General features: G+C 70.1%; 22 protein-coding genes. 9 read left to right on the top strand and 13 right to left on the bottom strand.

The genetic code is table 11. The features are described 5' to 3' along the window. Positions 1-16: 16 nt before the first annotated feature. The gene (gene ctaE / locus IU476_RS21705; RefSeq protein ID WP_195102859.1) at positions 17-628 is read right to left on the bottom strand and encodes an aa3-type cytochrome oxidase subunit III; all 612 of its coding nucleotides are present in this window, start codon (positions 626-628) and stop codon (positions 17-19) included. 274 nt (positions 629-902) lie between these two features. On the opposite strand from ctaE, the gene IU476_RS21700 reads away from it, so the two are divergent. Both IU476_RS21700 and trpD read left to right on the top strand, forming a co-directional pair. Beyond that, entirely contained in the window at positions 903-1,364 is a 462-nt protein-coding gene (locus tag IU476_RS21700; RefSeq protein WP_195102857.1) for a hypothetical protein, read from the top strand. Positions 1,365-1,481: 117 nt separating this feature from the next. Next, positions 1,482-2,537: an anthranilate phosphoribosyltransferase gene (gene trpD, locus IU476_RS21695; RefSeq protein ID WP_195102855.1), complete on the top strand. Its 1,056-nt coding sequence runs from the start codon at positions 1,482-1,484 to the stop codon at positions 2,535-2,537. A 33-nt stretch (positions 2,538-2,570) separates the two neighbouring features. Here the strand turns inward: trpD and IU476_RS21690 are convergent, their stop codons facing one another. The 3 genes from IU476_RS21690 to IU476_RS21680 are packed head-to-tail and all read right to left on the bottom strand — an operon-like array spanning position 2,571 to position 5,007. Further along, complete coding sequence (locus tag IU476_RS21690) at positions 2,571-3,023, bottom strand: MaoC family dehydratase (protein ID WP_195102853.1); 453 nt, start codon at positions 3,021-3,023, stop codon at positions 2,571-2,573. A 52-nt stretch (positions 3,024-3,075) separates the two neighbouring features. Continuing rightward, positions 3,076-3,834: an SDR family NAD(P)-dependent oxidoreductase gene (locus IU476_RS21685; protein ID WP_195102852.1), complete on the bottom strand. Its 759-nt coding sequence runs from the start codon at positions 3,832-3,834 to the stop codon at positions 3,076-3,078. Between the two features lie 21 nt (positions 3,835-3,855). Next, on the bottom strand, positions 3,856-5,007 hold the full coding sequence (locus IU476_RS21680) for an acyl-CoA dehydrogenase family protein (protein ID WP_195102850.1): 1,152 nt from the start codon (positions 5,005-5,007) through the stop codon (positions 3,856-3,858). A 117-nt stretch (positions 5,008-5,124) separates the two neighbouring features. On the opposite strand from IU476_RS21680, the gene IU476_RS21675 reads away from it, so the two are divergent. From IU476_RS21675 to IU476_RS21660, 4 genes are all read left to right on the top strand, one after another. Next, positions 5,125-5,781 (top strand): TetR/AcrR family transcriptional regulator, encoded by a 657-nt coding sequence (locus tag IU476_RS21675; protein ID WP_195102848.1) that lies wholly within the window; start codon positions 5,125-5,127, stop codon positions 5,779-5,781. Positions 5,782-5,832: 51 nt separating this feature from the next. Next, positions 5,833-7,533, top strand: coding sequence for an FUSC family protein (locus IU476_RS21670; RefSeq protein WP_324194182.1), 1,701 nt, complete (start codon positions 5,833-5,835; stop codon positions 7,531-7,533). Further along, positions 7,530-8,036 carry a MarR family winged helix-turn-helix transcriptional regulator gene (locus tag IU476_RS21665; RefSeq protein WP_324194181.1) on the top strand — a complete coding sequence of 169 codons (507 nt, stop codon included), beginning with the start codon at positions 7,530-7,532 and terminating at the stop codon, positions 8,034-8,036. Before IU476_RS21670 ends, IU476_RS21665 begins: the two co-directional genes overlap by 4 nt. A gap of 144 nt (positions 8,037-8,180) precedes the next feature. Beyond that, positions 8,181-8,837: a DUF8020 domain-containing protein gene (locus IU476_RS21660; protein WP_195102844.1), complete on the top strand. Its 657-nt coding sequence runs from the start codon at positions 8,181-8,183 to the stop codon at positions 8,835-8,837. A 104-nt stretch (positions 8,838-8,941) separates the two neighbouring features. Here IU476_RS21660 and IU476_RS21655 read toward each other — a convergent pair whose 3' ends face one another. The 3 genes from IU476_RS21655 to IU476_RS21645 form a co-directional block, all read right to left on the bottom strand. After that, on the bottom strand, positions 8,942-9,235 hold the full coding sequence (locus IU476_RS21655; RefSeq protein WP_195102842.1) for a hypothetical protein: 294 nt from the start codon (positions 9,233-9,235) through the stop codon (positions 8,942-8,944). 222 nt (positions 9,236-9,457) lie between these two features. Further along, positions 9,458-10,450, bottom strand: coding sequence for a glycoside hydrolase family protein (locus IU476_RS21650; protein WP_228824087.1), 993 nt, complete (start codon positions 10,448-10,450; stop codon positions 9,458-9,460). A 207-nt stretch (positions 10,451-10,657) separates the two neighbouring features. Beyond that, positions 10,658-11,452, bottom strand: a complete 795-nt coding sequence (locus IU476_RS21645) for an SDR family NAD(P)-dependent oxidoreductase (protein WP_195102840.1) — start codon at positions 11,450-11,452, stop codon at positions 10,658-10,660. A gap of 234 nt (positions 11,453-11,686) precedes the next feature. On the opposite strand from IU476_RS21645, the gene IU476_RS21640 reads away from it, so the two are divergent. Both IU476_RS21640 and IU476_RS21635 read left to right on the top strand, forming a co-directional pair. After that, entirely contained in the window at positions 11,687-12,910 is a 1,224-nt protein-coding gene (locus IU476_RS21640) for a PucR family transcriptional regulator (RefSeq protein ID WP_195102838.1), read from the top strand. A 201-nt stretch (positions 12,911-13,111) separates the two neighbouring features. Beyond that, positions 13,112-14,371, top strand: a complete 1,260-nt coding sequence (locus tag IU476_RS21635) for an MFS transporter (RefSeq protein ID WP_228824124.1) — start codon at positions 13,112-13,114, stop codon at positions 14,369-14,371. A gap of 57 nt (positions 14,372-14,428) precedes the next feature. On the opposite strand, the gene IU476_RS21630 is transcribed toward IU476_RS21635, so the two are convergent. From IU476_RS21630 to cysD, 5 genes are read right to left on the bottom strand one after another with little or no spacing between them, the layout of a single operon-like run. Next, positions 14,429-15,565 carry a sulfotransferase family protein gene (locus IU476_RS21630; RefSeq protein ID WP_195102834.1) on the bottom strand — a complete coding sequence of 379 codons (1,137 nt, stop codon included), beginning with the start codon at positions 15,563-15,565 and terminating at the stop codon, positions 14,429-14,431. Positions 15,566-15,589: 24 nt separating this feature from the next. Further along, on the bottom strand, positions 15,590-16,381 hold the full coding sequence (locus IU476_RS21625; RefSeq protein WP_195102832.1) for an SDR family oxidoreductase: 792 nt from the start codon (positions 16,379-16,381) through the stop codon (positions 15,590-15,592). Between the two features lie 7 nt (positions 16,382-16,388). Beyond that, positions 16,389-17,588, bottom strand: coding sequence for a hypothetical protein (locus IU476_RS21620; RefSeq protein ID WP_195102829.1), 1,200 nt, complete (start codon positions 17,586-17,588; stop codon positions 16,389-16,391). A 42-nt stretch (positions 17,589-17,630) separates the two neighbouring features. Next, a complete protein-coding gene (gene cysC, locus IU476_RS21615; protein ID WP_195102827.1) occupies positions 17,631-19,511 on the bottom strand; it encodes an adenylyl-sulfate kinase in 1,881 nt (626 codons plus the stop codon). Next, positions 19,511-20,416, bottom strand: a complete 906-nt coding sequence (cysD, locus tag IU476_RS21610; protein ID WP_195102824.1) for a sulfate adenylyltransferase subunit CysD — start codon at positions 20,414-20,416, stop codon at positions 19,511-19,513. The genes cysC and cysD overlap by 1 nt, the downstream gene beginning before the upstream one ends. Positions 20,417-20,527: 111 nt before the next feature. Between cysD and IU476_RS21605 the strand changes: the two genes are divergently transcribed. Beyond that, entirely contained in the window at positions 20,528-21,445 is a 918-nt protein-coding gene (locus IU476_RS21605; protein ID WP_324194180.1) for an IclR family transcriptional regulator, read from the top strand. 10 nt (positions 21,446-21,455) lie between these two features. Here IU476_RS21605 and IU476_RS21600 read toward each other — a convergent pair whose 3' ends face one another. Further along, entirely contained in the window at positions 21,456-22,040 is a 585-nt protein-coding gene (locus IU476_RS21600; RefSeq protein WP_195103328.1) for a TetR/AcrR family transcriptional regulator, read from the bottom strand. Positions 22,041-22,170 lie beyond the last annotated feature (130 nt).

Genomic DNA, 22,170 nt, shown 5'->3' with positions numbered 1-22,170 from the left:
CGCAGACTAGGGGGTCCTACCGGACGAAGTAGATCGTGGCGAACAGCCCGATCCACACGATGTCGACGAAGTGCCAGTAGTAGGAGACGACGATCGCCGCGGTGGCCTGGGCCGGCGTGAACTTGCTGATCTTGGTGCGGACCAGCAGGAAGATGAACGCGATGAGACCGCCGATGACGTGCAGACCGTGGAAGCCGGTGGTGATGTAGAACACCGAGCCGTACACGCTGCTCGAGATCGAGGTGCCCTCTTTGACCAGGTTCGTGTACTCGTAGCCCTGACCGCCGACGAAGAACGCGCCCATGACGAAGGTGAGCACGTACCAGCGCCGCAGCCCGAACACGTCGCCCTTCTCCGCGGCGAACACGCCCATCTGGCAGGTGAACGACGACGCGACCAGCACGGCCGTGACCGGAACGGCGAGCTTCAGGTTCAGCTCGGTCGGCTCCGGCGGCCAGTTGCCGTGAGCCTGGGCCCGGGCGACGAAGTACATGGCGAAGAGGCCGGCGAAGAACATCAGCTCGCTCGACAGCCAGATGATGGTTCCGACGCTGACCATGTTGGGCCGGTTCAGCGAGTGCACACGCTGAGTAATGGCCGATCCTGGGGTCCCTACTGCGGTCGTCACGCGGGTAAGTATGACTCGTCGTAGTACGACAGGCTAAGCCGGGTACGAAACTTCCGGTCGCGTGTCGGAAAACGCACGGCGAGAGCGGGTCTCGCCACCCCCTCGGCGTGTCACCCGAATACCCGGCTCGGGAGCGGTCCGAGGGGCGCTCGCACCCGCCGCCACCAGGGTTCCGGCGGGTACGTCGCCGGTCCCTATTGTGGTCTGTCGGACGCGCGTGGCGCCGGACTCCGGGCGCCGTGCGCGTGGCGGGCGAGCGGAAGGCGGACACGACATGGGACTGCGGGCGGCCTGGCAGCGACTGCGCGGGCGCGGCGGCACGGCGCAATGGGATCCGGCGCGAACCGATCTGGTGGTCGTGGCGTCGAGTTTCGATGACGCCGAGGCGTGTTCGGCGGCCCTGGCCCGCGCGGCGGACTGGCGGCCCGAGGAGTCCGCCCTGCTCCGCCACCACCTGCGCATCCCGCCCGCCCGGGTGGACGAGGTGACGGCCCTGGCGGCGCAGGACGGTTACCGCCGAGCGGTGGAGCACACCGCGGGCACCGAACCGGAGCGCGCGAGCGCCGGTGATGCGGGGCCGGACAGCCCCCAGCAGGACGACGTGGCGCTGATCCTGCAGCGCGTGCAGGTGCTCGATGCGCTGCACTGCTCGCAGGAGCGTTCGCGCATGGCGGGGCTGGCCCAGCGGCACGACGGGGTGGCGCTCGGTTGGGATGCCCTGCAACCGCAGGGCTAGCGGCGCGGGCGTCGCACCCCGTACCCGGGCCCCGCGACAGGGGCATAAGAAATTGCCCCGCCCCACTAGGCTGCTAGCCAGCACCTCGATGTGCGAAATCCGGACAGGAGACGTTTGATGAGCGCGCGCACCTGGCCCCAGATCCTCGGGGCCCTCACCGATGGGGTCGATCTGACCACGGAGGACGCGGCGTGGGCCATCGATGAGATCTTCTCCGACAACGCCACCCAGGCGCAGATCGCCGCGTTCGGCATCGCCATGAAGATGAAGGGCCCGACCGCCACCGAGCTGTCGGGGATGGCGCAGGGCATGCTCGGCCACGCCCGGCGGGTGTCGCTGGACCTCGGCGCGGTCGACATCGTCGGCACCGGCGGCGACCGCTCGGGCACGGTGAACATCTCCACCATGTCCTCGATCGTGGTGTCCGCCAGCGGAGTTCCGGTGGTCAAGCACGGGAACCGGGCGGCGTCGTCGAAGAGCGGCGGCGCGGACGTCCTGGAGGCGCTGGGCGTGCGCATCGCGCTGGGCCCCGAGGACGTGGCGCGGTGCGTGCGCGAGGTCGGGATCGGCTTCTGCTTCGCGCCGCTGTTCCACCCGGCGCTGCGGTTCGCCGGTCCCGCGCGCAAGGAGATCGGCATCCCGACCGTGTTCAACGTGCTCGGCCCGCTCACCAACCCGGCCCAGCCGGCGGCCGGGCTGATCGGCTGCGCCTTCGCCGACCTGCTGCCGGTGATCGCGGGCGCGTTCGCCGAGCGTGGCAACAACGCGCTGGTGGTGCGCGGCAACGACGGCCTCGACGAGATCACCACGGCCGACACCACCGACGCCTGGGTGGTCGCCGCCGGGCACCTGACCGAGACCACCATCGACCCGACCCGGCTCGGCATTCCCCGCGTACCGCAGGAGGCGCTGCGCGGCGGCGACGCCGACACCAACGCCGTCATCGCCCGCAACATGCTGGCGGGCCAGCCCGGCCCCGTCCGCGACGCCGTCCTCCTCAACTCGGCCGCCGCAATCGTCGCCCACGAACTCACCCCCGAGGCCGCCGACAAGGACATCCACGACGCCCTCGCCGCCGCCCTCGAACGAGCCGCCCAGTCGGTCGATTCCGGCGCAGCCGCCCAACTCCTGGACCGCTGGGTCACCCTCACCAACCAACTCGGCCCGGCCTGACCCGCCGCGCCTTACCGGCGCAGCGGTCCGCGCTCAGGTCAGATAGCGGACGATGGATTCGGCGACACAGGCCGGTTTGTCGGCACCCTCGAGTTCGAGGGTGACGGTTCGGTCGGCCTGGACTCCGCCGGGGATGTCGCGCACCGCGTCCAGGGTGACCCGGGCGCGCAGCCGGCCGCCGGCCGGGACGGGGGTGATGAACCGAACCTTGTTGAGCCCGTAGTTGATTCCCATCCGGACGCCGCCCACGGTGACGGCCTGGTTGGTCAGCGGCACCAGCAGCGACAGGGTCAGGAAGCCGTGTGCGATCGTGCCGCCGAAGGGCCCCTTTGCGGCGCGCTCGGGATCGACGTGGATCCATTGGTGGTCGCCGGTGGCGTCGGCGAAGGTGTCGATGCGGTCCTGTTCGACCGTCATCCAGTCGCTGACGCCGATCTCCGTGCCCACGGCCGCCCGCAATGCTTCCGGATCGGGAAACTCGGTCATGAGTTGCGCTCCTTCGGTTCTGGTTCGAGGCCCTTCGTACCGTGCCACATGTTCACAGCCGCCGTCCGCCGTCGACGTAGATGGTCTGCCCGGTGATGAAGGATGCCGCGTCGGAGACCAGGAACGCGACGGTGTTCGCGATGTCCTCCGGGCGGCCGACCCGGCGCACGGGCGTGATCTCGGCCGTCTTCGCCTGCAGCTCTTCGGGTGTCGTGCCGAGGCGGGCGGCGGTGGCCGCGGTCATCTCGGTCACGATGAATCCCGGGGCGACGGCGTTGACGTTGATGCCGAACGGGCCCAGTTCCATGGCGAGCGTGCGGGTCAGCCCCTGGATGCCCATCTTGGCCGCGGAGTAGTTGGCCTGCCCGCGATTACCCAGCGCGGACACGCTGGAGGTGTTGACGATCTTGCCGTACCGTCGCGCGACCATGTGCCGCTGCGCGGCGCGGCAGCACAGGAACGCGCCGCGCAGATGCACCGACAGCACGGTGTCCCAGTCGTCGACGGACATCTTGAACAGCAGGTTGTCCCGCAGCACGCCCGCGTTGTTGACCAGGATGTCCAGCGAACCCAGCTCCGCCGCAACGCGATCGATCGCCGCGTCGACCTGCTCCTCGTCGGTGACGTCGCAGGCCACCGGAATCGCAGTGCCGCCCGCGGCGGTGATCGTGTCCACTGTTGTGCGGCAGGCGGTTTCGTCCAGGTCGGCCACCGCCACCGCCGCGCCGCCGTCCGCGAGCGCCGCCGCGGTGGCCGCGCCGATGCCCCGACCGGCGCCCGTGACGAAGGCGACTCTCCGTTCCTCGGTCATGTATCACTCCTGAAAGCTCTGCTACACAAAGGCATTCACGCCGGTGAGCGCGCGGCCGATGAGCAGCTTCTGAATCTGGCTGGTCCCCTCGTAGAGCGTGAGCACGCGGGCGTCGCGCAGGTATTTCTGCACCGGATACTCGTCGATGTACCCGTATCCGCCGAACACCTGGATCGCGTTGTTCGCCGCCTTGACCGCCGCCTCGCTCGCGAACAGCTTGGCGACCGACGCCGCGGTGCCGAACGGCTGCCCGCGATCGACCAGATCGGCCACCCGCCACGCCAGCAGCCGCGCCGCCTCCACGTCGACGGCGATATCCGCGATCAGCTCCTGCACCAGCTGATACGACGCGATCGGCTTGCCGAACTGTTCGCGTTCGCGCGCGTACCGTACCGACGCCTCCAGGCAAGCGCGAGCCAGCCCGACGCATCCCGCGGCCACCCCCATGCGGCCCTTGTCCAGCGCGCTCATCGCGATCGTGAACCCGCCGCCCTCGGCGCCCAGCCGCGCCGAATCCGGCACGCGCACACCGTCGAGCACGAGTTCGGCGGTCGCCTGGCCGCGCAGGCCGAGTTTGCCCTTGATCTCCGTGCGCGTGAAACCCGTTGTGTCCGTGGGCACCAGGAACGCGGTGATGCCCTTCGGACCGTGGCCGCCCGTGCGCGCGAAGATCACCGCGACCTCGGCCCAGGTGCCGTTGGTGATGAAGATCTTGGTGCCGGACAGCACCCACCCGTCCCCGTCGCGCACCGCCTTGGTGGCGAGATTCGCGGCGTCGGAACCGGTTTCGGGCTCGGTCAACCCGAAACACCCGAGCGCCTCCCCCGCGCACAGTCGCGGCAGCCAGTGTCGCTTCTGCTCCTCGCTGCCATAGGACTTGATCGACTTCGCCACCAGCCCCAGCGACACCGAGACGATCCCGCGCACCGCGCTGTCGCCGCGCCCGAGTTCCTCCAGCAGCACGCAATAGGACAGCGCGTCGCCGCCGGAACCGCCGTACTCCTCCGGGATTTCGATGCCGAGGAAGCCCATGTCGCCGAGTTTGCGCACGATCGCCCGGTCCACCGCCTCGGCCCGGTCCCAGGCCGCCGCGTGCGGGACGACCTCCTTGTCGACCCACGCGCCGGCCACCTCACGCAGGGCGCGGTGCGCGTCACCGAGTTCGAGATCCATGATCGGGCAACTCCTAACCATACGCTGTTAGGTTTCTCCGCACACGGTATCCTAACGCTGTTCGGTTTTTCAAGGAGCGCCGCGTATCAGGCGGCCCGACGTCGAGGAGGTGTGCGCATGGCCCGCCCACGCGTGCCGCTGCTGAGCCGCGAGCGCATCCGCGACGCCGCCCTGGAACTGATCGACCGCGACGGGCTCGGCGAGCTGTCGATGCGCAAACTCGCCGCCGAACTCGGGGTGCGCGCGGCCTCGCTGTACGGCCACTACCCCACCAAGGACGAGCTGCTCGACGACATCGCCGGCGGCATCATGGCTCGCGTCGACACCTCGGTATTCGAATCCGGTGACTGGCGCGCGGGCCTGGTGGCGTGGGCGCGCTCGTATCGCGCCGCGCTGGTCCGGCACCCGAATTTCGTTCCGTACCTGGCCGCCGGCCCGGGCCGCCGCGACGAGAACCTGCGGGCCGCCGACGCCGTGCACGGCGGCCTGGTGCGCGCGGGCTGGCCGCCGCGGCAGGCCACCATGATCGGCGCGGCCACCCGTTACGTGGTGATGGGTTCGACGATCGGCTCGTTCTCCCGCGGGTTCGTCGACGACGTGCAGGTCTATCGCGACCGCTACCCGCATCTGGAACAGGCGCACCTGCTGCGCGCGAAGGCCGACGAGATCGACGCGGAGAGTTTCGAGCTGGCCCTGGCATCGTTCGTCGACGGTTTGGAGGTGCGTTTCGACGCGATCCGCAAGCGCCGAGCGCGGCGGCGTGCGGGCCGCTGACCGACATCGCCCTAGATGATTTACTTGTAAAATACCTGATAAACTTTTCGGGTGAGTTCCGCCGACACCAGCACCCGACCACCTCTCCTCCCGCTCTCCGGCGTACTCCGTCTCAACCGCCCGTCCGACATCTGGTTCAAGCCCGCGACCAGCGTGGCGGTGGCCTTCGGCCTGGTGCTGCTCCCCCTGCTGATCACCGGTCACGGCGAGCTGGCGGTCTACGTCATGCCCGGCGCGTTCTGCGCGCTCTACGGACACCAGCTGCCCTACGCCGCGCGGGTGCGGGCCGGCGCGTGGGTCGTGCTCGGCATGACCGCGAGCATGGCGGTCGCGCTGGTCTGCGCGGCGCTCGTCGACAGTGTGGTGGCGCTGATCGCGATCGCCGCGCTGGTCGCGGCCGTGCAGAAGGCGGTCTGCGACGCCACCCGGATCGGCCCGCCCGGTCACGTGATCTTCGTCTTCGTCGCGTCGGGCACGCTGTTCGCGCCGCAGGAATTGCACCAGGTCCCTTGGCATCTCACGCTGACGCTCGCCGCGGGCGTGGTGGGCGGCGCGGTCGCGCTGGCTCCGGCACTGGTTCGGCGCGACGGGCCCGAGCGCCGCGCCACCGCTCGCGCCCTGAGTGCCGCCGCGGGGTACCTCGACGCCCCGGACGACGCGAGTCGCCACCGCACCCGGCACGCCGCGGCGGCAGCCGTGCAAGGCGCGTGGCAGGCGCTGCTCGCGAGCGGGCGGCGGACGCCGACGCGGCACACCCTGGAGCATCTCGTCCTGCGCGCCGAGGCCGCGCTCGCCAGCGCGCCCGACCCGGCCGGCGCGTGGCGGCTGCGCGACCGGGCCCGGCAGGTCCGTGGGTACGGGCCGCTGCCCGAGGTGACGCTGCCGGTGGGCGCGGGCGACGAACTACTGGGACTCGACGTCGAGCGTGCGGGCCGAGGCGCGCGGGGCCCGGCGCGGGTCGCGCGGCTGCTCTTGCGACCGGATTCGCCGCTGCTGCCCGTGGCCGTGCGCTGTGCGGTGGGCTGCGCGCTGGCCGGGTACGCCGGACTGGCGCTCGGTGTCGGCCATCCGTACTGGGCCGTCGTCTCGGCCGCGGCGATCTACCAGGCCAATATCACCCTCACCTGGCATCGCGTACTGCAGCGGCTGCTCGGAAACCTGTGCGGCGTGGCCTTGTTCGCCGCGGTCGTGCCGCTGGCCCGGACCGGCGTCGTGGTGCTGGCGGTGCTGTGCGTGTTCTTCAGCTTCTGCAACGAGGCGCTGATCACCCGCAACTACTGGCTCGGTTCGGTCACCGTGACCCCGATGGCGTTGCTGGTCACCGAGTTCGCCGCCGACCGCCGGCCCGTCGGCGAGCTCATCTCCGACCGGGTGCTCGACACACTGGCCGGCGTCACGGTCGGCATGCTCGTAGCCGTCCTCGTCACCAACCGGCGAGTCGGCGGCCGCCTGGAACAAGCCCTCGACGCCGTCGAATCGGCCACCGAAACCGCCGCCCGTGCACTGGCCGCCGCCCCACAGGCACCGGCCGCGTCAACCGCCGAGCTGACCGCCGCCCGGCGCGGGCTCACCGCCGCGCTCGTGGAACTGCGGGATTCCGCCGACACCGCCGCGGGGGAATGGTGGCAGCGCGCGCTGCCCGAGGAGAGGCTGCTGCGGGCCGAGCAGCGCGCACACCGTACGCTCGCTGCGACGATACGACGGCAGGGGTTGGTGCGCGACGTGCACCCGTGCGAGGAGCAGCAGGCGTGACGGAAGATACCGTGGCCGCGGTGGTGCGGCAGTGGCAGGCCGTCCACCCCGAATTGAACACCGCGCCAATGGAACTCATCGGCCGCATCAACCGCTGCGCCGCACTGCTGCAGCAGGCCGAGAGCGCGCCGCTGCGCGAGGCGGAGCTGTCCCGGCCCGAATTCGATCTGCTGGGCGCGCTGCGCCGCACGGGCCGCGGGCTCACCCCGAGCGAACTCGCCAGGGAGACTTTCTCTTCCGGAGCCGCGGTCACCAAGCGTTTGCGTCAGCTGACCGAGCGCGGCCTGGTGGAGCGCAGCGCCGACGAGCGCGATCGCCGGGTGGTGCACATCCGCCTGACCGCACGGGGCCGTGACCTTCTCGACTCGGTTCTGCCCGCGCAGTTGGCATTCGAGGACGCTCTCCTCGCCGGCCTCGACGAGCGACAGCACCGCCTGCTCGCCGAGCAACTCGGCGAATTGCTGATCCAGCTGGAAGGCCGCCTCGGCATGCACCGCCGATAGTTGCTGAGAATTCCCAGTTTTCGCCTTGTTCACACGAACGAACCATGCGGGTAATACCGCGGGCCGACTCTCCCAGGAGGCCCTTTTCGGGCCGTGTGCACCGGGACACCGGTAGCGCAGGTACAGGAGAAAGTACTGAGGGATATGAAGATTCGGAAGTTCGCTGCTACGTCGGCGCTGGTAGTGGGAACACTCACCGTCGCGGGCACGGTGGCCGCGGGACCGGCTGCCGCCGCCGATCCGGCCGTGATCCATTGGGACGCCGACGTTGTCGGGCAGTCGGTCGTCGTCCACACCGACGCGGGCTTCCTCGAGGCTCGGGACAACCAGTTCGTCGTGCGGGATGCCGCGGGGACCGTGGTCGGCGGTCTACCGCTGGCCTACCGCATGGACGGCCTCGAATATCCGGTGAGCGCCAAGGTCGAGGGCAACACCGCGACGCTGACCCCGAGCACCGACCCGGCCACCGCGCACCCGGTCGACATGCCCCTGCAGTTCGTCGACCAGGCCGATTTCGACTCGGCCCTGTCCGCCGCGGCCACCCAGTTCGGCCTCGCGACCGGTGTCGGCACCCTGATCGGCAGCGTCATCGGCCTGGTCGGCGGCTGCGTCCTGGGCGCGATCACCGTCGGCGCCCTCACCGCCCCGATCTTCTTCGCCGGCGCGCCCGGCGGCTGCATCGCGGGCGCCAGCGTCGGCGTGGCCATCGGCGCCGCCGCCGGTTCCATCCTGGTCGGCGTCCCGGTAGGCATCGCCAGCGCCGTCCAGTTCTTCCAGAAGATCAACGCCCCCGCCAACTGACCCCTCCCCACCCCCTCCCCGGGCGGGCGGCCCACGCCGCCCGCCCGGTTCCGCGCCTGAAGCCGTTGCCCTCCAGCATGTTTCAGGTGGGCTTTCCCTGTGGTCTACTGTTCGTCGATGAGCTGGAGACGCACTATCGTCTCTCGGACGCTGTTGCGCGCGGACTCGGCGGAACCGGAGTCCGGCGAGTAGGCGCTGACCGAGACCCAGGTGTTGCCGCGCTGCGGAACGCAGGTGACGTTGACGATCACGTTGTCTCGGCCTCCGATCACCATGTAGTCACCGTCGTCGACGGTCTCCCAGATCTGGTAGCCGTGCTGTCGCAGTGAGTCGCCCGCGAAATTCAGGCACACGTTGAGTGAATTGGGCTTCGTGAAGGTGCCCCAGTGCGCGAACATCTCATGCCTCCGTCGAATCGGCGAACCGGACCTTTCCCCGGTTCCTTACGCAACGTATGGCCCCGCCCGTCGACCGGAACAGCGTAGTGCCCTACCCGTCCACGCCTCGACAATCGATCGACCCGCAGAGAATCGAGGGCTGCTCGGTCGGGCGCACAACTCTGCGACGAGGCCGTCACGAAAGTCGCTGCGCTGGTTGGGTATTCGTGAGAGAGGCGGCGACTACTGCGGTGAGGGTGGGAAGTATTCGGGGAGGACGGTGCCGTGGCGGATGAAACCGGAGAGGCCGGGGAGGTCTGCTGGTGCGGTCCAGGGGCCGAGTAGGTCGTCGGTGACGGTGTCGCTGTAGAGGTAGCGGCCCTGGTCGGGGTTGTCGAGGTTGTAGGCGTCGAGGTAGATGCGCCAGCGGCCGTCGGGGAGGGGGATTACGCATTGGCCCTCGCGGGGTGCGCCCTCGCCCGCGCCGCCCCAGTACGCCCAGTTGCCCAGGCGCGCGAAGTGGTAGGGGCCCAGTGGCTCGTCGGCCACCGCGACCTCGATGTTCTTGGTCGATTCGTTCTTGACGAAGGCGTGGTAGCGGCCGTTCGACTGGGCGATCGTGGCGTCGATGTAGCCGAGCGCGCCGTCTTCCGGCGTGAGGCCGAGCAGTGGCGTCGGCGGGGTCCACTGCTCCGCGCTCAGCGACGGGTCCGTCGCGGTCATGAGATGCGGCCGGAAGACGGTGCCGTCGTGGAGATTCACCAGGACGTGCACGGTGCCGTCGGCATCGACGAACCACTCCGGCGCCCAGGCGTGGGCTGCCCCGGGGATCGGGTATTCGTACAGGAACGTCCAGTCGACGCGGTCGACGCTGCGCGCGAATCCGATGCTGTCGCCGTCCCAGGCCGTGGTGTAGGTCAGGTAGTAGGCGCCGTCAACGTGGCGGAAGACGCTGGGGTCGCGGCACAGTCCCCGCTTGTCGGTGACCGCCGCCGCCGGGGTCCCGGCGCGGTCGGCCTCGGGTGGGCAATAGGCCGACGCCGCCACCAGTGAGAAGTTCGTCGCGTCAGCGGATTCGAAGACCCACATGTCGGTCTGGCTCCGGTTGGTGAACGCGGTCATCGTGTACCGCATCGACGACACCGGCACCGCGGCGCGCGCGGAAACCATCGCGCTGCACGGAAGTAGAGCCGCCAGGGCGAACATCGTTCTGCGCGACAGCCGACCCGAGGTCATGCGCACAGTATTCAGTGCCCGAGCGCTGTAAGTTTGCCGACACACCGGACATGCCGCGCACCCGATCCCCCGCGGGCAGTACGGGACACGCCCTCCGCACAACTCCCTACCCGCGGTCCGCGACTCAGCGCTCACCGGACGGGCCCGTCGCAGCCATGATATGCGGCCGGATGATCCACGCGCCCAACGACTTCCGGCCACGAAACGTCAGGCCGCGCGCGCCGAGAGTCCCCCGTCCACGGGCAAGCACACACCGTTGATGTAGCCCGCCTCGTCGGAAGCCAGGAAGACCGCGGCGTGCGCGACGTCCCACGGCGTACCCATGCGACCGGTGGGACTGGCCGCGTCGCGGGCGGCCAGCGCCTCGGCGGCGCGGGCCGGGTCGGCGACCAGCTGGCGCGCTACCAGCGGGGTGTTGATCAGGCCGGGCAGGATCGCGTTGACCCGGATGCCGCGCGCGGCGTACTCGAGCGCGAGCGCCACGGTGAGCTGATTGACCGCGCCCTTGGTGGCCATGTAGCTCGGATAGTTGTAGCCGACATAGCGAATGCTCGCGAGCGACGACACGTTCACGATCGACCCGCCGCCCGCACGCAGCATCCAGGGCACGGTGTGTTTGCAGGCGAGGAACACCCCGGTGAGATTCAGCGCCAGCGCCGCGTCCCAGGCGTCCCGGTCGAGTTCGGTGATGTCGCCGACCTGCGTGGCCCCGACATTGTTGTGCAGCACCGTCGGCGGCCCGAACCGGTCGGCCGCCGCCGTGACCGCGGCCGCCACCTCCGCCTCCACGGTCACGTCGGCGACCAGCGGCACCGCGCTCCCGCCCGCCTCGACGATCCGCGCGGCGGTCCGCTCCGCCTCGTCCGGGCTGCGGTCCACCGCGGCGACGCACGCGCCTTCCCGCGCGAACGCCAGCGCCGCCGCGCGCCCGTTGCTCAACTCCGCGCCGCTGGACCCCGCCCCGAACACGACGGCGACCTTGCCCGACAACCGTCCACTCATAGGTCTTCCCGCTCCTCGATGATCGAACGTGACGGCCACCGGACCGCGTGGCATCGGAAGCCCTCGAACCAGCTGCCGGCCGGTGCGTGCGGCCCCGGCGACCGAGACCGCCACCGATGCGCGAGCTACCGAACCCGAGTATCGAATCGCCGCGCCCCGCACAACACCGCGCGACGTCGCAAGCTTGACCAGCCGACTCGACGTTCTGTAGAAAAACGCTGGAAGAAGGGCAGCATGACAGGTCCACTCTCGGTCGGCAGGCACGTCCAGCACATGGTCGACACCCTGGCGGACCAGCTCGGGCGGTCGGTGGTCATCGACGATCCCGCCGTGCGGATGATCTACACCAGCCGCCACTTCGGCGACGAGGATCCGGTGCGGATCCGCGCGATCCTGCAGCACGACGCCGGCCCCGAGGTCGGCCGTTTCATCCTGGCGCAGGGCGCGGCACGCTGGCACGGCCCGCACGTGGTCCGCGCCAGCGCCGAACTCGGCCTGCACTCGCGGCTGTGTGTGCCGCTGTACGGTCCGGGCTGGCTGCTCGGTTTCCTGATGGTGATGGACGCCGACGGCTCGCTCACGCCCGCCGAGATCGAGCACATCGATAAGACGAGCCGCGACATCGCCGCCCAGCTGTACGCCGACTCCCTCGCCGCCGACCCGCGCCGGCTCGAACGCCGCGCCGCGCTGCGCGATCTGCTCGGCGAGGACGGCGCGGCGCGGCGGGCGGCACTCGCGACGCTCCAGGTCGAACACGACGCCCGCCGGACCGGAACCGCCGCGGTCACGACCGTGCACATCGGCACGCCCGCCGCCGCCGACACCCCCATCGATATCGCCTTGCCCACCGCGCTCGACGGGCCCGCCCGCGCGCGAGCCGTCCTGTCCGACTTCGTCATCGACGGCACCCGCGCCACCCTGCTCCAGTTCCGCGACCGCCCGCCGTCCGACCTGCGCGTGCAAGCCGAGCACATCCGAGCCGAACTGCACCGGCTACTCGGCCCGGACAGCAATCCCGCGATCGGCCTCGGCACCGTCGAGGGCCACCTCGACCAGGCCTGGCAGGCGCGGCGGCGCGCCGACATCGCCGTCCGCGCCGCGCTGCGCGGACTCGGCTCCCCCGACGGCATCGCGCACTGGGACGACCTCGGCGCCCACGCCGTGCTGCTCGAGATTCCCGACCGCGCCCTCACCTGGTCGACGATCCCCGCCCCGGTGCGCGAACTCCTCGCTCGCGACGGCAGCGGGAAACTGCTCGACACGCTGCGCAGCTTCCTCGACCACGGCGGCTCGATCGCCCGCACCGCGACCGCGCTGCACATGCACCGGACCTCGCTGTACTACCGCCTGGACCGCATCCGCAGCATCACCGGACTGGACCTCGACGACGGTCGCGACCGGCTGCTGCTGCACCTCGGCGTGCGCCTGCTCGATCTCGTCGACCGGCCGGCGGACTGAACGATTCCACGGAATGTAGGAAACCGCGCCGCGAGCTTCCTCCGACTCGTGGTGGTGCGCGTCACAGCCGCCGCCGCAGACTGAGTGCCGTGGACGGCCGCGGGCCGAAGGAGATGAGGACACATGACCTACGACATCGCGCCGGACCAGGTGCACCTCGAGCACCCGCCCGCCCAGGCGACCGCGACGCAACCGGTCCCGATGAAGCGGGTCGCCTTCGCCAGCTTCGTCGGCACGGCGATCGAGTACTACGACTTCTACATCTACGGCACGGCCGCCGCCCTCGTCTTCCCGCACGTGTTCTTCCCGAACATGGGCCCGACGATGGCCACGATCTCCTCGCTGGCCACCTTCGCGGTGGCGTTCCTCTCCCGTCCGGCGGGCGCGGCCGTCTTCGGACACTTCGGAGATCGGTTGGGCCGCAAGAAGACTCTGGTCGCGACCCTGCTGATCATGGGCCTGTCCACGGTGGCGGTCGGCCTGGTCCCCAGCGCCGCGAGCATCGGCGTCGCGGCCCCGATCATCCTGCTGTCGATGCGGGTGCTGCAAGGTTTCGCCGTCGGCGGCGAGTGGGCCGGATCGGCGCTGCTGAGCGCGGAGTACGCGCCGACGGGGAAGCGCGGGAAGTACGGCATGTTCACCCAGCTCGGCGTGGGCGCCGGCATGGCGATGAACGGTCTGGTGTTTCTCGCGGTCAACGCGACTATCGGCGAGAAGAGCGCGGTGTTCATGCAGTGGGGCTGGCGGCTGCCGTTCCTGTTCAGCGCCGTGCTGGTCGCCATCGCGCTCTACGTGCGGCTCAATATCGCCGAGACGCCGGTCTTCGCGCAGGAGAAGCGGGAACGCAGCGTCGCCAGGGCGCCCATCTCCGACCTCTTCCGCGCGCAGACGCGCCAGATCGTGCTCGCCTCCGGCTGCATGGTCGGCGTGTTCACCATGAGTTTCATGGGCGGCACGTATCTGATGAGCTACGCCAGCAACGAGGTCGGCCACAGCCGCAATCTGATCCTTGCGACCGGCGTGCTCAGCGGTGTGTCGCTGATGGCCTTCACCGCCGTGTCCGCGAGCCTGTGCGACACCTACGGCCGCCGCCGTCTCATGCTGATCGGTTTCGCGCTGACCGTGCCGTGGGCGTTCGCGGTGATCCCGCTGATCGACACCGGTTCTGGGCTGCTGTTCGCGGTGGCCATCGGCGTGACCTTCTGCATCTTCGGCCTCTTCTACGGCCCCATCTCGTCGTTCATTCCCGAGATATTCGCGACGCGGTACCGCTACACCGGCGCGGGCCTGGCCTTCAATCTCGCCGGGATCGTCGGCGGCGCGGTGCCGCCGCTGGTCGCGGGCGGGCTGGTGGCGACCTTCGGCGGCTGGGCGGTCGGCCTGATGATGGCGTTGTTCGTGGCGGTCAGCTTGGTGTCCACGGCGCTGCTCCCGGAAACCAAGGGAGTCGAGCTGGAGTAGCTCACCGCGGGCGGCCCGGGTGGCGGCAAACCCTGGCGGCCCGCGGTCGCGAAATGCTCAGGACGTTCGGAAATACTCGTTTACCTGGCTTGCGCTCAGGCCGTAGTCCTCGAGCGAATATCGGTGTGCCGGTTTGCGGTCGCCGGTCCGGCTCTCCTCGTCCAGGGCGGTCATCGCCGCGCGCGCCGCGTCGGTGAATTCGATGCCGAAGGTCCGGTAGATCGACTCGACCGTGCCGAGCGGATCCGCGCGCAGGTCGGCGAAGTCGACGTCGACGAATTGCGCTCGGTCGTAACGCTTTCGGGCCGCGGTGAACTCGTGCAGGCCCCGCGACCACAGCTCGAGCTGGGTCTCCCCGATGCGGCTGCCGGTGAAGGTGTTCGACCAGCCGCGCGCGGCGTGGTCGGACAGGCTGCACACCGAGGCGAGCACCGTCGCCGGGTCGCGATGGGTCTGGATCACCAGCGCGTCCGGGTAGACGGCCAGCAGCGCGTCCAGGGCGAACAGGTGGCTGGGGTTCTTCAGGATCCAGCGGCGTTCGTCACCGAGCCCGATGAGCTGCAGGTTCTTTCGATGCCGGACGTAGGCGTCGGTCCAGTCCTGCTTGCTCAGCCACTGCGAATAGGTGGGCAGGTAGGCCAGGCACTCGTAGGACACCGATTTCACGGTCTGCCGCAGCAGCTGCCAGCACTCCTCCACCTCCGCGGCGGTCATGTAGTGCAGGCCCATGAATTCCGGGTTCTCGACGTGATGCTGGGCGAACCCGGCGTCGAGTTGCTTGTACACGGGATTGTCGGCCCAGGTGTCGCGGGGCGGGCGCGGCTGCGGGAATTCCGCCAGCCACATCTCCAGCGCCTGGTGCCGGGGGTCGGCGGCGAGCAGGCGGTGCAGCGCGGTGGTGCCCGTGCGGGGCAGGCCGGTCACGAAAATCGGCCTGGTGATGGGTGTTTCGGCGTATCGGGGGTTGGCTTTCCACGAGGCCTCGCTCAGCGCGCGGGCCACCAGGGCCCCGCGCAGGAAGTAGCGGTTCATCTTGCTGCCGAGTTCGGTGAGGTCGGCGTCGCGCTGATAGGACTCGAGCAGGATGCCGAGCGCCTCGCGGTAGTCGTCGGAGCCGAAATCGGTGAGACCGCAGGCCTTGGTCGCCGAGGCGTGCAGATCCTCGACGGTGCCCACGTCGGTGCGGGTGGTCATAAAAGGGTTCCTAGGGTCGCGGGCTCAGGCGTGGTACTCGCCGCAGTTGACGTCGAGGGTCTGGCCGGTGATCGCACTGGACCAGTCCGAGGCGAGAAACACCACGGCGCGGGCGATCTCGTCGGGTTCGGGCAGGCGCTTCAGATCCGAGCGGTCCGCGGTCTGCTGGTAGACCTGCTCGGCGGTGATGCCGTACTTCTTCGCCACCTCGCCGAAATACCACTTCAGCTGGTCGCTCCAGATGTAGCCCGGCGCCACGCTGTTGACCCGGATGCCCTGCTTGCCCAGCTCACTGGCCAGCGTTTGCGACATCGCGAGCAACGCCGACTTCGCCATCTTGTAACTGCCGTACCGGGGTTCGGAGTGCCGCAGCACCGCGGAGTTGATCATCACGACCGCCCCGTTCGTCTGCGCCAGCGGCTCGGTGAACGCCTGGGTCATACGCAACCCGCCCAGCACCGTGAGGTCCAGGCTGTCGCGGATCTGCTGGAAGTCGGTGCGCGCCAGCGGTTTCATCGACGGCACCGCGAACGCGTTGTTGACCAAGGCGTCGACCTTGCCGAAGGTGTCGAGGGTGCGCTGGACCAGGGTCGCCACCGCGTCGTCGTCGGTGATATCGGTGGGCACGCACAGCGTTTCGCCGCCGGCCGCCTCGATCTCGGCGGCGACCTCCTTCAGCCGCGACTCGGTGCGCGCGGCCAGTACCACCTTCGCACCGGCCGCGGCGGCCTCGGTGCAGATCGATCGGCCCAGTCCGGGGCCTACGCCGCTGACGACGACGACCTTGTCGGTCAGTAGTGCGGTGCTCATCGACATTCCTCTCTCATCCCAGCATCCGTTGTGCGAAACCGCGCTGGCGCGCGGCGATGCGCTCCTGCCAGCCGGCCTCGTCGACGGCGTTGAACTCGTAGTGCGGCAACAGGTCCCGCACCTTCTCGAACGGCACCAGCTCGATGCTCGGGCCGTCGGCGGCGGTCAGCGGGCGGTCCGCGCGCTGCCAGCGGAACTGCAGGATGCCCCGGGTGCAGCCGGTGGTCTCGATCCAGTTGGCGATCCCCGGATCACGCTTCGAGACCACCATCCGGATCATGCCGTCCGGGTCGACCTGGGCCTGCGCGCTGTTGAGGCTGGTCTGGTGGTTGACGTAGTCCAGCGAGATGTACCAGCGGCTGCCCAGCTGGAAACCCTGGTAGGGCACTTCGGATTTCGGCACGGTGATGACCAGCGCCTGCTCGTCGTCGAGATCGAAGTGGCCGACCGAGGAGTACTGCGTGCTCAGGCCGCCCGGGGTGAGCCGGGGTTCGGTGAGCGTGTTCACCGGCAGATCCAGGTAGAACCGCTTCGGGAAGTTGAACCAGGTGTGGATGCGCTGCAACAGCATCCGCCCGGCCGCGCGGTAGCGCTTGCGCAGCTGGTCGACCGTCGGCGCGGCGGGCGCGGTGCCGACGGAGTCCAGGCGCTCGATGCGAATCGTGCCCCGCCGCTCGGCATTCCAGTCGCCGTACACCTCGCGCACGGCCAGCGTGGACGCGCCCTCGCCGAGGACGAAGTAGTTCGGCCCCGGATTCTCCCGGGGCGGGCCGAATCTCAGCTGATAGCTGCCGTCGTCGGCGATGTCGAGGCGGCGGTCGTCGAAGGCGTCGTCGCCGTTGGGGACGTCGGTGGCGCTGTAATCACCCTTGAGGACTTGGAAACTCAGGTCGACGGTGGTGCCGCGCGTTCCGGTGAGCAGATACTCCGCGCCGGGTTCGACGTTCGCGTGGTAGTAGAGCGTGTCCGGATTGTCCAGGCCCATCTTGGTATACGGGCCCGTGGACGTGACGAAGTACGGGTGCCCGGTGCCGTGCGCGCGCGAGAGGTGCAGCACGGCTTGGATACTGCCCGCGAGATAGTCGTAGCCCTCGGCCAGGTCGCGCTCGTCGCGGATGAATTCCGCTGTCGCGATCAGCTTCTCGGCCTCGGCGACGGCCGCGCGCAGCGGTTCGGTCAGGTCCGCGGCGGGCTCGGTGGATGGTTGAGACATCTGGTTCCTAGTCGTCGGTGCGGGAAAGGGCGTGCGGCGCGGTCACAGCCGCAGCTCGCGGCGGATCAGCGCGGCGATGTCGGCCGGGTTGCCGTGGTCGGGGGTGATGACCACGTCGGCGTGCTGCGGGCGTTCGTACGGGGAGTCGATGCCGGTGAAGTCGCGAAGTTCACCCGCGCGGGCGCGGGCGTAGAGGCCCTTGGGATCCCGGCTCTCGCAGACTTCCAGGGGTGTGTCGACGAAGATCTCGTGGAACGGCAGCCCCCGGTCGCCGTGCACGGCGCGGGCCAGCTTGCGCTGCGCCGCGAACGGGCTGATCACCGAGACGATCGCGGTCACCCCGGCATCGGCGAACAACGCGGCGACCTGGGCGACCCGGCGAATGTTCTCGCGCCGGTCGGCGTCGGTGAAGCCGAGGTCGGCGTTCAGCCCGTGCCGCAGATTGTCGCCGTCGAGCAGATAGGCCGGACGTCCCGCGGCCACCAGCTGCCGTTCGAGTTCCACTGCGATGGTGGACTTTCCGGAGCCGGACAGCCCGGTGAGCCAGACGGTGCCGCCGGTGTGCGGGCGCTCGGCGCGGGTCACCGCCGAGCTGTGCCAGACCACGTCGGCCGTCGCGGTGTCCGTGCGGGGACCGGTGTCGCGGGCCAGGATCATGCCCGCCGCGACGGTCTGATCGGTCGCCTCGTCGACGAGGATGAAGCTGCCGGTGCGCCGGTTGTCGCGGTAGCTGTCGAACATCAGCGGCTGGCGGCTGCGCAGCGTCAAACGCGCGATGTCGTTGAGCGCCAAGTGTTCTACACCGGCCACGCGGTGCAGGGTGTTCACGTCCAGGCGGTAGTCGAGCTCGGTGACCCGGACCCGGCTGGTCTGCGCGGCGGTGCGCAGCTCGTACTCCCTGCCGGACCGCAGCTCCGTGTCGTCGGAGAACCAGCACACCATGGCGTCGACGTCGCGGGCGAGGTGCGGGCGGTTGCCCGGCCGGGCCAGCATGTCGCCGCGCCCCACGTCCACGTCGTCGTCGAGGGTCAGCGACACCGCCATACCGGTGAACGCCTCGTCCACCTTGCTGCCGCCCGGCCCCCAGATCCGGTCGACCCGCGTGGTGCGGCCGGAGGGCAGCACCACCACCTCGTCGCCGGGTTTGAAGATGCCGCCCGCGACGGTGCCCGCGTAGGTGCGATGCACACCGTCCACCGAATCCGGTGCGGGCGCGGCGTTTTCGGCGCCCGGCCGGATCACGTACTGCACCGGCAGTCGCGCGTCGATGAGGTTGCGGTCCGAGGCGATGTGCACCTCCTCGAGGTGGCGCAGCAGCGGCGGCCCGGCATGCCAGGGCGTGTGCGGCGAGGCCGTCACCACATTGTCGCCGTGCAGCGCCGACACCGGGACGAAACTCAGGTCGCCCACGGTCAGCTTGGCCGCGAAATCGGCGAACTCCGTGCGGATCTCGTCGAAGCGCTCCGCCGACCAGTCCACCAGGTCCATCTTGTTGACGCACACCACCAGGTGCGGCACGCCGAGCAGACTGGCCAGGAACGCGTGCCGCCGGGTCTGCTCGACCACCCCCTTGCGCGCGTCGACCAGGATCAGCGCCAGGTCGGCGGTGGAGGCGCCGGTCACCATGTTCCGGGTGTACTGCACGTGCCCCGGGGTGTCGGCGATCACGAATTTCCTTCGCGGCGTGGCGAAGTAGCGGTAGGCGACGTCGATGGTGATGCCCTGTTCGCGCTCGGCGCGCAGCCCGTCGGTCACCAGCGCCAGGTCCGTCGCGGCGTCGCCGCGCTGCGCGCTCACCCGCTCGATGGCGGCGAGCTGGTCGGTGAACAGGCTCTTGGAGTCGTAGAGCAGCCGGCCGATCAGCGTGGACTTGCCGTCGTCGACGCTGCCCGCGGTGGCCAGGCGTAGCAGGTTGCGGCTCATCAGAAGTATCCCTCCCGCTTGCGGTCTTCCATGCCGGACTCGGAGATCCGGTCGTCGGCACGGGTCGCGCCGCGCTCGGTCAGGCGGCTGACGGCGGTCTCGGCGATCACCGCGGCCGGGTCGGCGGCCTCGCTCTCGACACAGCCGGTGCAGGTGGCGTCACCGACCGTGCGGAAACGCACCGTGGCCTCGAAGGTGCGCTCCCCTGCGCGCGGGGTGAGGAAACGGTTGGCGGCCAACAGCATTCCGTCGCGCTCCAGCACGGTGCGGCGATGCGCGTAGTACAGCGACGGCAGTTCCACCGCCTCGCGGTCGATGTACTCCCAGATGTCGAGCTCGGTCCAGTTCGACAGCGGGAACACCCGGATGTGTTCGCCCGCACGGTGTCTGCCGTTGTACAGGTTCCAGATCTCCGGGCGCTGCGCGCGCGGCTCCCAGGCGCCGAACTCGTCGCGGAAGCTGAAGACCCGCTCCTTGGCGCGCGCCTTCTCCTCGTCGCGGCGCGCGCCGCCGAACACCGCGTCGAAGCGGTGCTCGCGGATCGCCCGCAGCAGCGTCGTGGTCTGCAGGCGGTTGCGGGTCTCCCCCGGCCGCTCGGTGACGCGCCCGGCGTCGATGTCGTCCTGCACCCGAGCCACCAGCAGCCGCGCCCCGAGCCGGGCCGCGGTCCGGTCCCGGAACTCGACGACCTCGTCGAAGTTGTGCCCGGTGTCGACGTGCAGCAGCGGGAACGGCAGCGGCGCGGGCCAGAAGGCCTTGCGCGCCAGTTCCAGCATCACCGCGGAGTCCTTGCCGCCGGAGAACAGCAGCACCGGCCGCTCGAAGGTCGCCGCCACCTCACGGAAGATGTGCACCGACTCGGCTTCCAGGGCCGCCAGATGCGACAGCTCGTATCCCGTCCGCATCACACGCTCACCCACTCACCGCGCCGGACATTCGACACCGGGCGCGCGGGGGCGGAACGCACTGCGCGGCCGGGTTGCGGTGTCGAATATTCGACGCTATCGTTCGACATTGTGACACCGACGATAGGCCGACCCGGCCGCGCCGGTCAAGAACCTGTTTCAGAAAACGGGTCCGCGGCCGCCGCCTCCCCGCCCACGCACCGGGTGGTGCGGGTGCTCGACCTGCTGTCGCGGCATCCCACCGGCCGGCTGTCGCTGGCGCGCATCGTGCGCGACACCGGACTGTCGCGGGCCACGGCGCACGCGGTGCTCGCTCAGCTGACCGCCGACGGCTGGGCCGCCCGCGACGAGGACGGCAACTACGGCCTGGGCATGGGTTTCCGCACCGTGGCGCGGCGGGCCGAGGCGGCTTTCCCGCTGCGCCGGCTGGCGGCCGAGCCGATGCGGGATCTGTCGGACCGGCGGCGCATTCCGGTGTTCCTGGCCGAGCGCGACACCGAGTCGATCGTCATCACCGAGGTGGTCGGCACGCCGTCGGTGCCGTGGATCCGCCCAGGCCGCCACCTGCCGCTCGCCCCGCCGGTGGCGCGCGAATTCGTTGCCTGGGCAAGCGATTCCGACCGCGCGGCCTGGCTCACGCACGCCGACCCCGCCCATCGCGACCGGCTCGAGGCCGTCCTCGCGGCCGTCCGCACCCGCGGCTACTCGGTGGAGCGGCTCGCCGACGAGTCCGCCCCCATGCTCGAAGCCCTTGCCGCCCTGCGCAACTCCCCCGTCACCGACCCCCTGCGCAACCGCCTCGGCGCCATGATCGCCGACCTGATCACCATCGACTACCTACCCGACGAGCTCGGCGAGGAGAACGCGGTCGTCACCGTCGCCGCTCCGATCCGCCTGGGCGACAACGTGATCGCGGCCCTCGTCACCTGCCCCGACACCCGCCTGTCCGCCACCCAGCTGGCCCACCTGGGCACCGCCACCGCCGCCGCGGCCGACAAGGTCTCCGCCGCACTGGTTTCCGCCCACTGAGGCGGGGAGGTCAGCGCTTCCCCGCGCCTTCGGGCCAATTCGACAGGGTGCGGTGCAAGGCCTCGAGGATGTTGCGCCAGGTGGCGTCGGTGGGGCGGGTGTGGGCGAAACCCCCGGCTGCCTCGAGGGTGGCGAAGCCGTGGAAGGTGGCACGTAGCAGGCGGGCCGCGTCCAGGCCCGCGGTGTCGCCGAGGTCGTAGCCGCGCAGCATCGAGGTGGTGAGGTCGACGCTGCGCAGCAGTTCGGGTTCCTCGCCCACCTCGGCGGGGTCCATCCGGATCTGGGTCGCCGCGTATCGGCCGGGATGTTCGAGCGCGTAGGCCCGGTACGCGTCGGCGAAGGCGAACAACGCGTCCTTGCCGGACCGGCCCGCGATGGCCGCGGCGATGCGGTCGTTCAGCTCGGCGCCGGCCCGCAGTGCCAGCCGGACCCGGAGGTCGTGCAGGTTGCGCACGTGCACGTACAGGCTCGGGTCCTTCACCCCGAACTTGCGGGCGACCGCCGACAGAGTGAGGTTCTCGAAGCCGATCTCGTCGGCGAGTTCGGCCGCCGCGCCGACGACTCGCTCCGCGGTCAGACCCGCCCGCGGCGACATCACACCACCTCCCTGCCCGCACACCACATCGCAGCCAACCCTAGTCGCGCCGCCGGACCACCGGCCGCACCGCACGCAACGCCGTTGCGCCTAATATGATTAGGTTATAACCTTCGCATGAAAGGAAGGA

The sequence above is a fragment of the Nocardia blacklockiae genome (assembly GCF_015477355.1).
In the GTDB taxonomy this organism is placed as follows: domain Bacteria; phylum Actinomycetota; class Actinomycetes; order Mycobacteriales; family Mycobacteriaceae; genus Nocardia; species Nocardia blacklockiae.
Note: the sequence above shows the minus strand (reverse complement) of the source record. Positions and strands in the feature narration are given on the sequence as shown.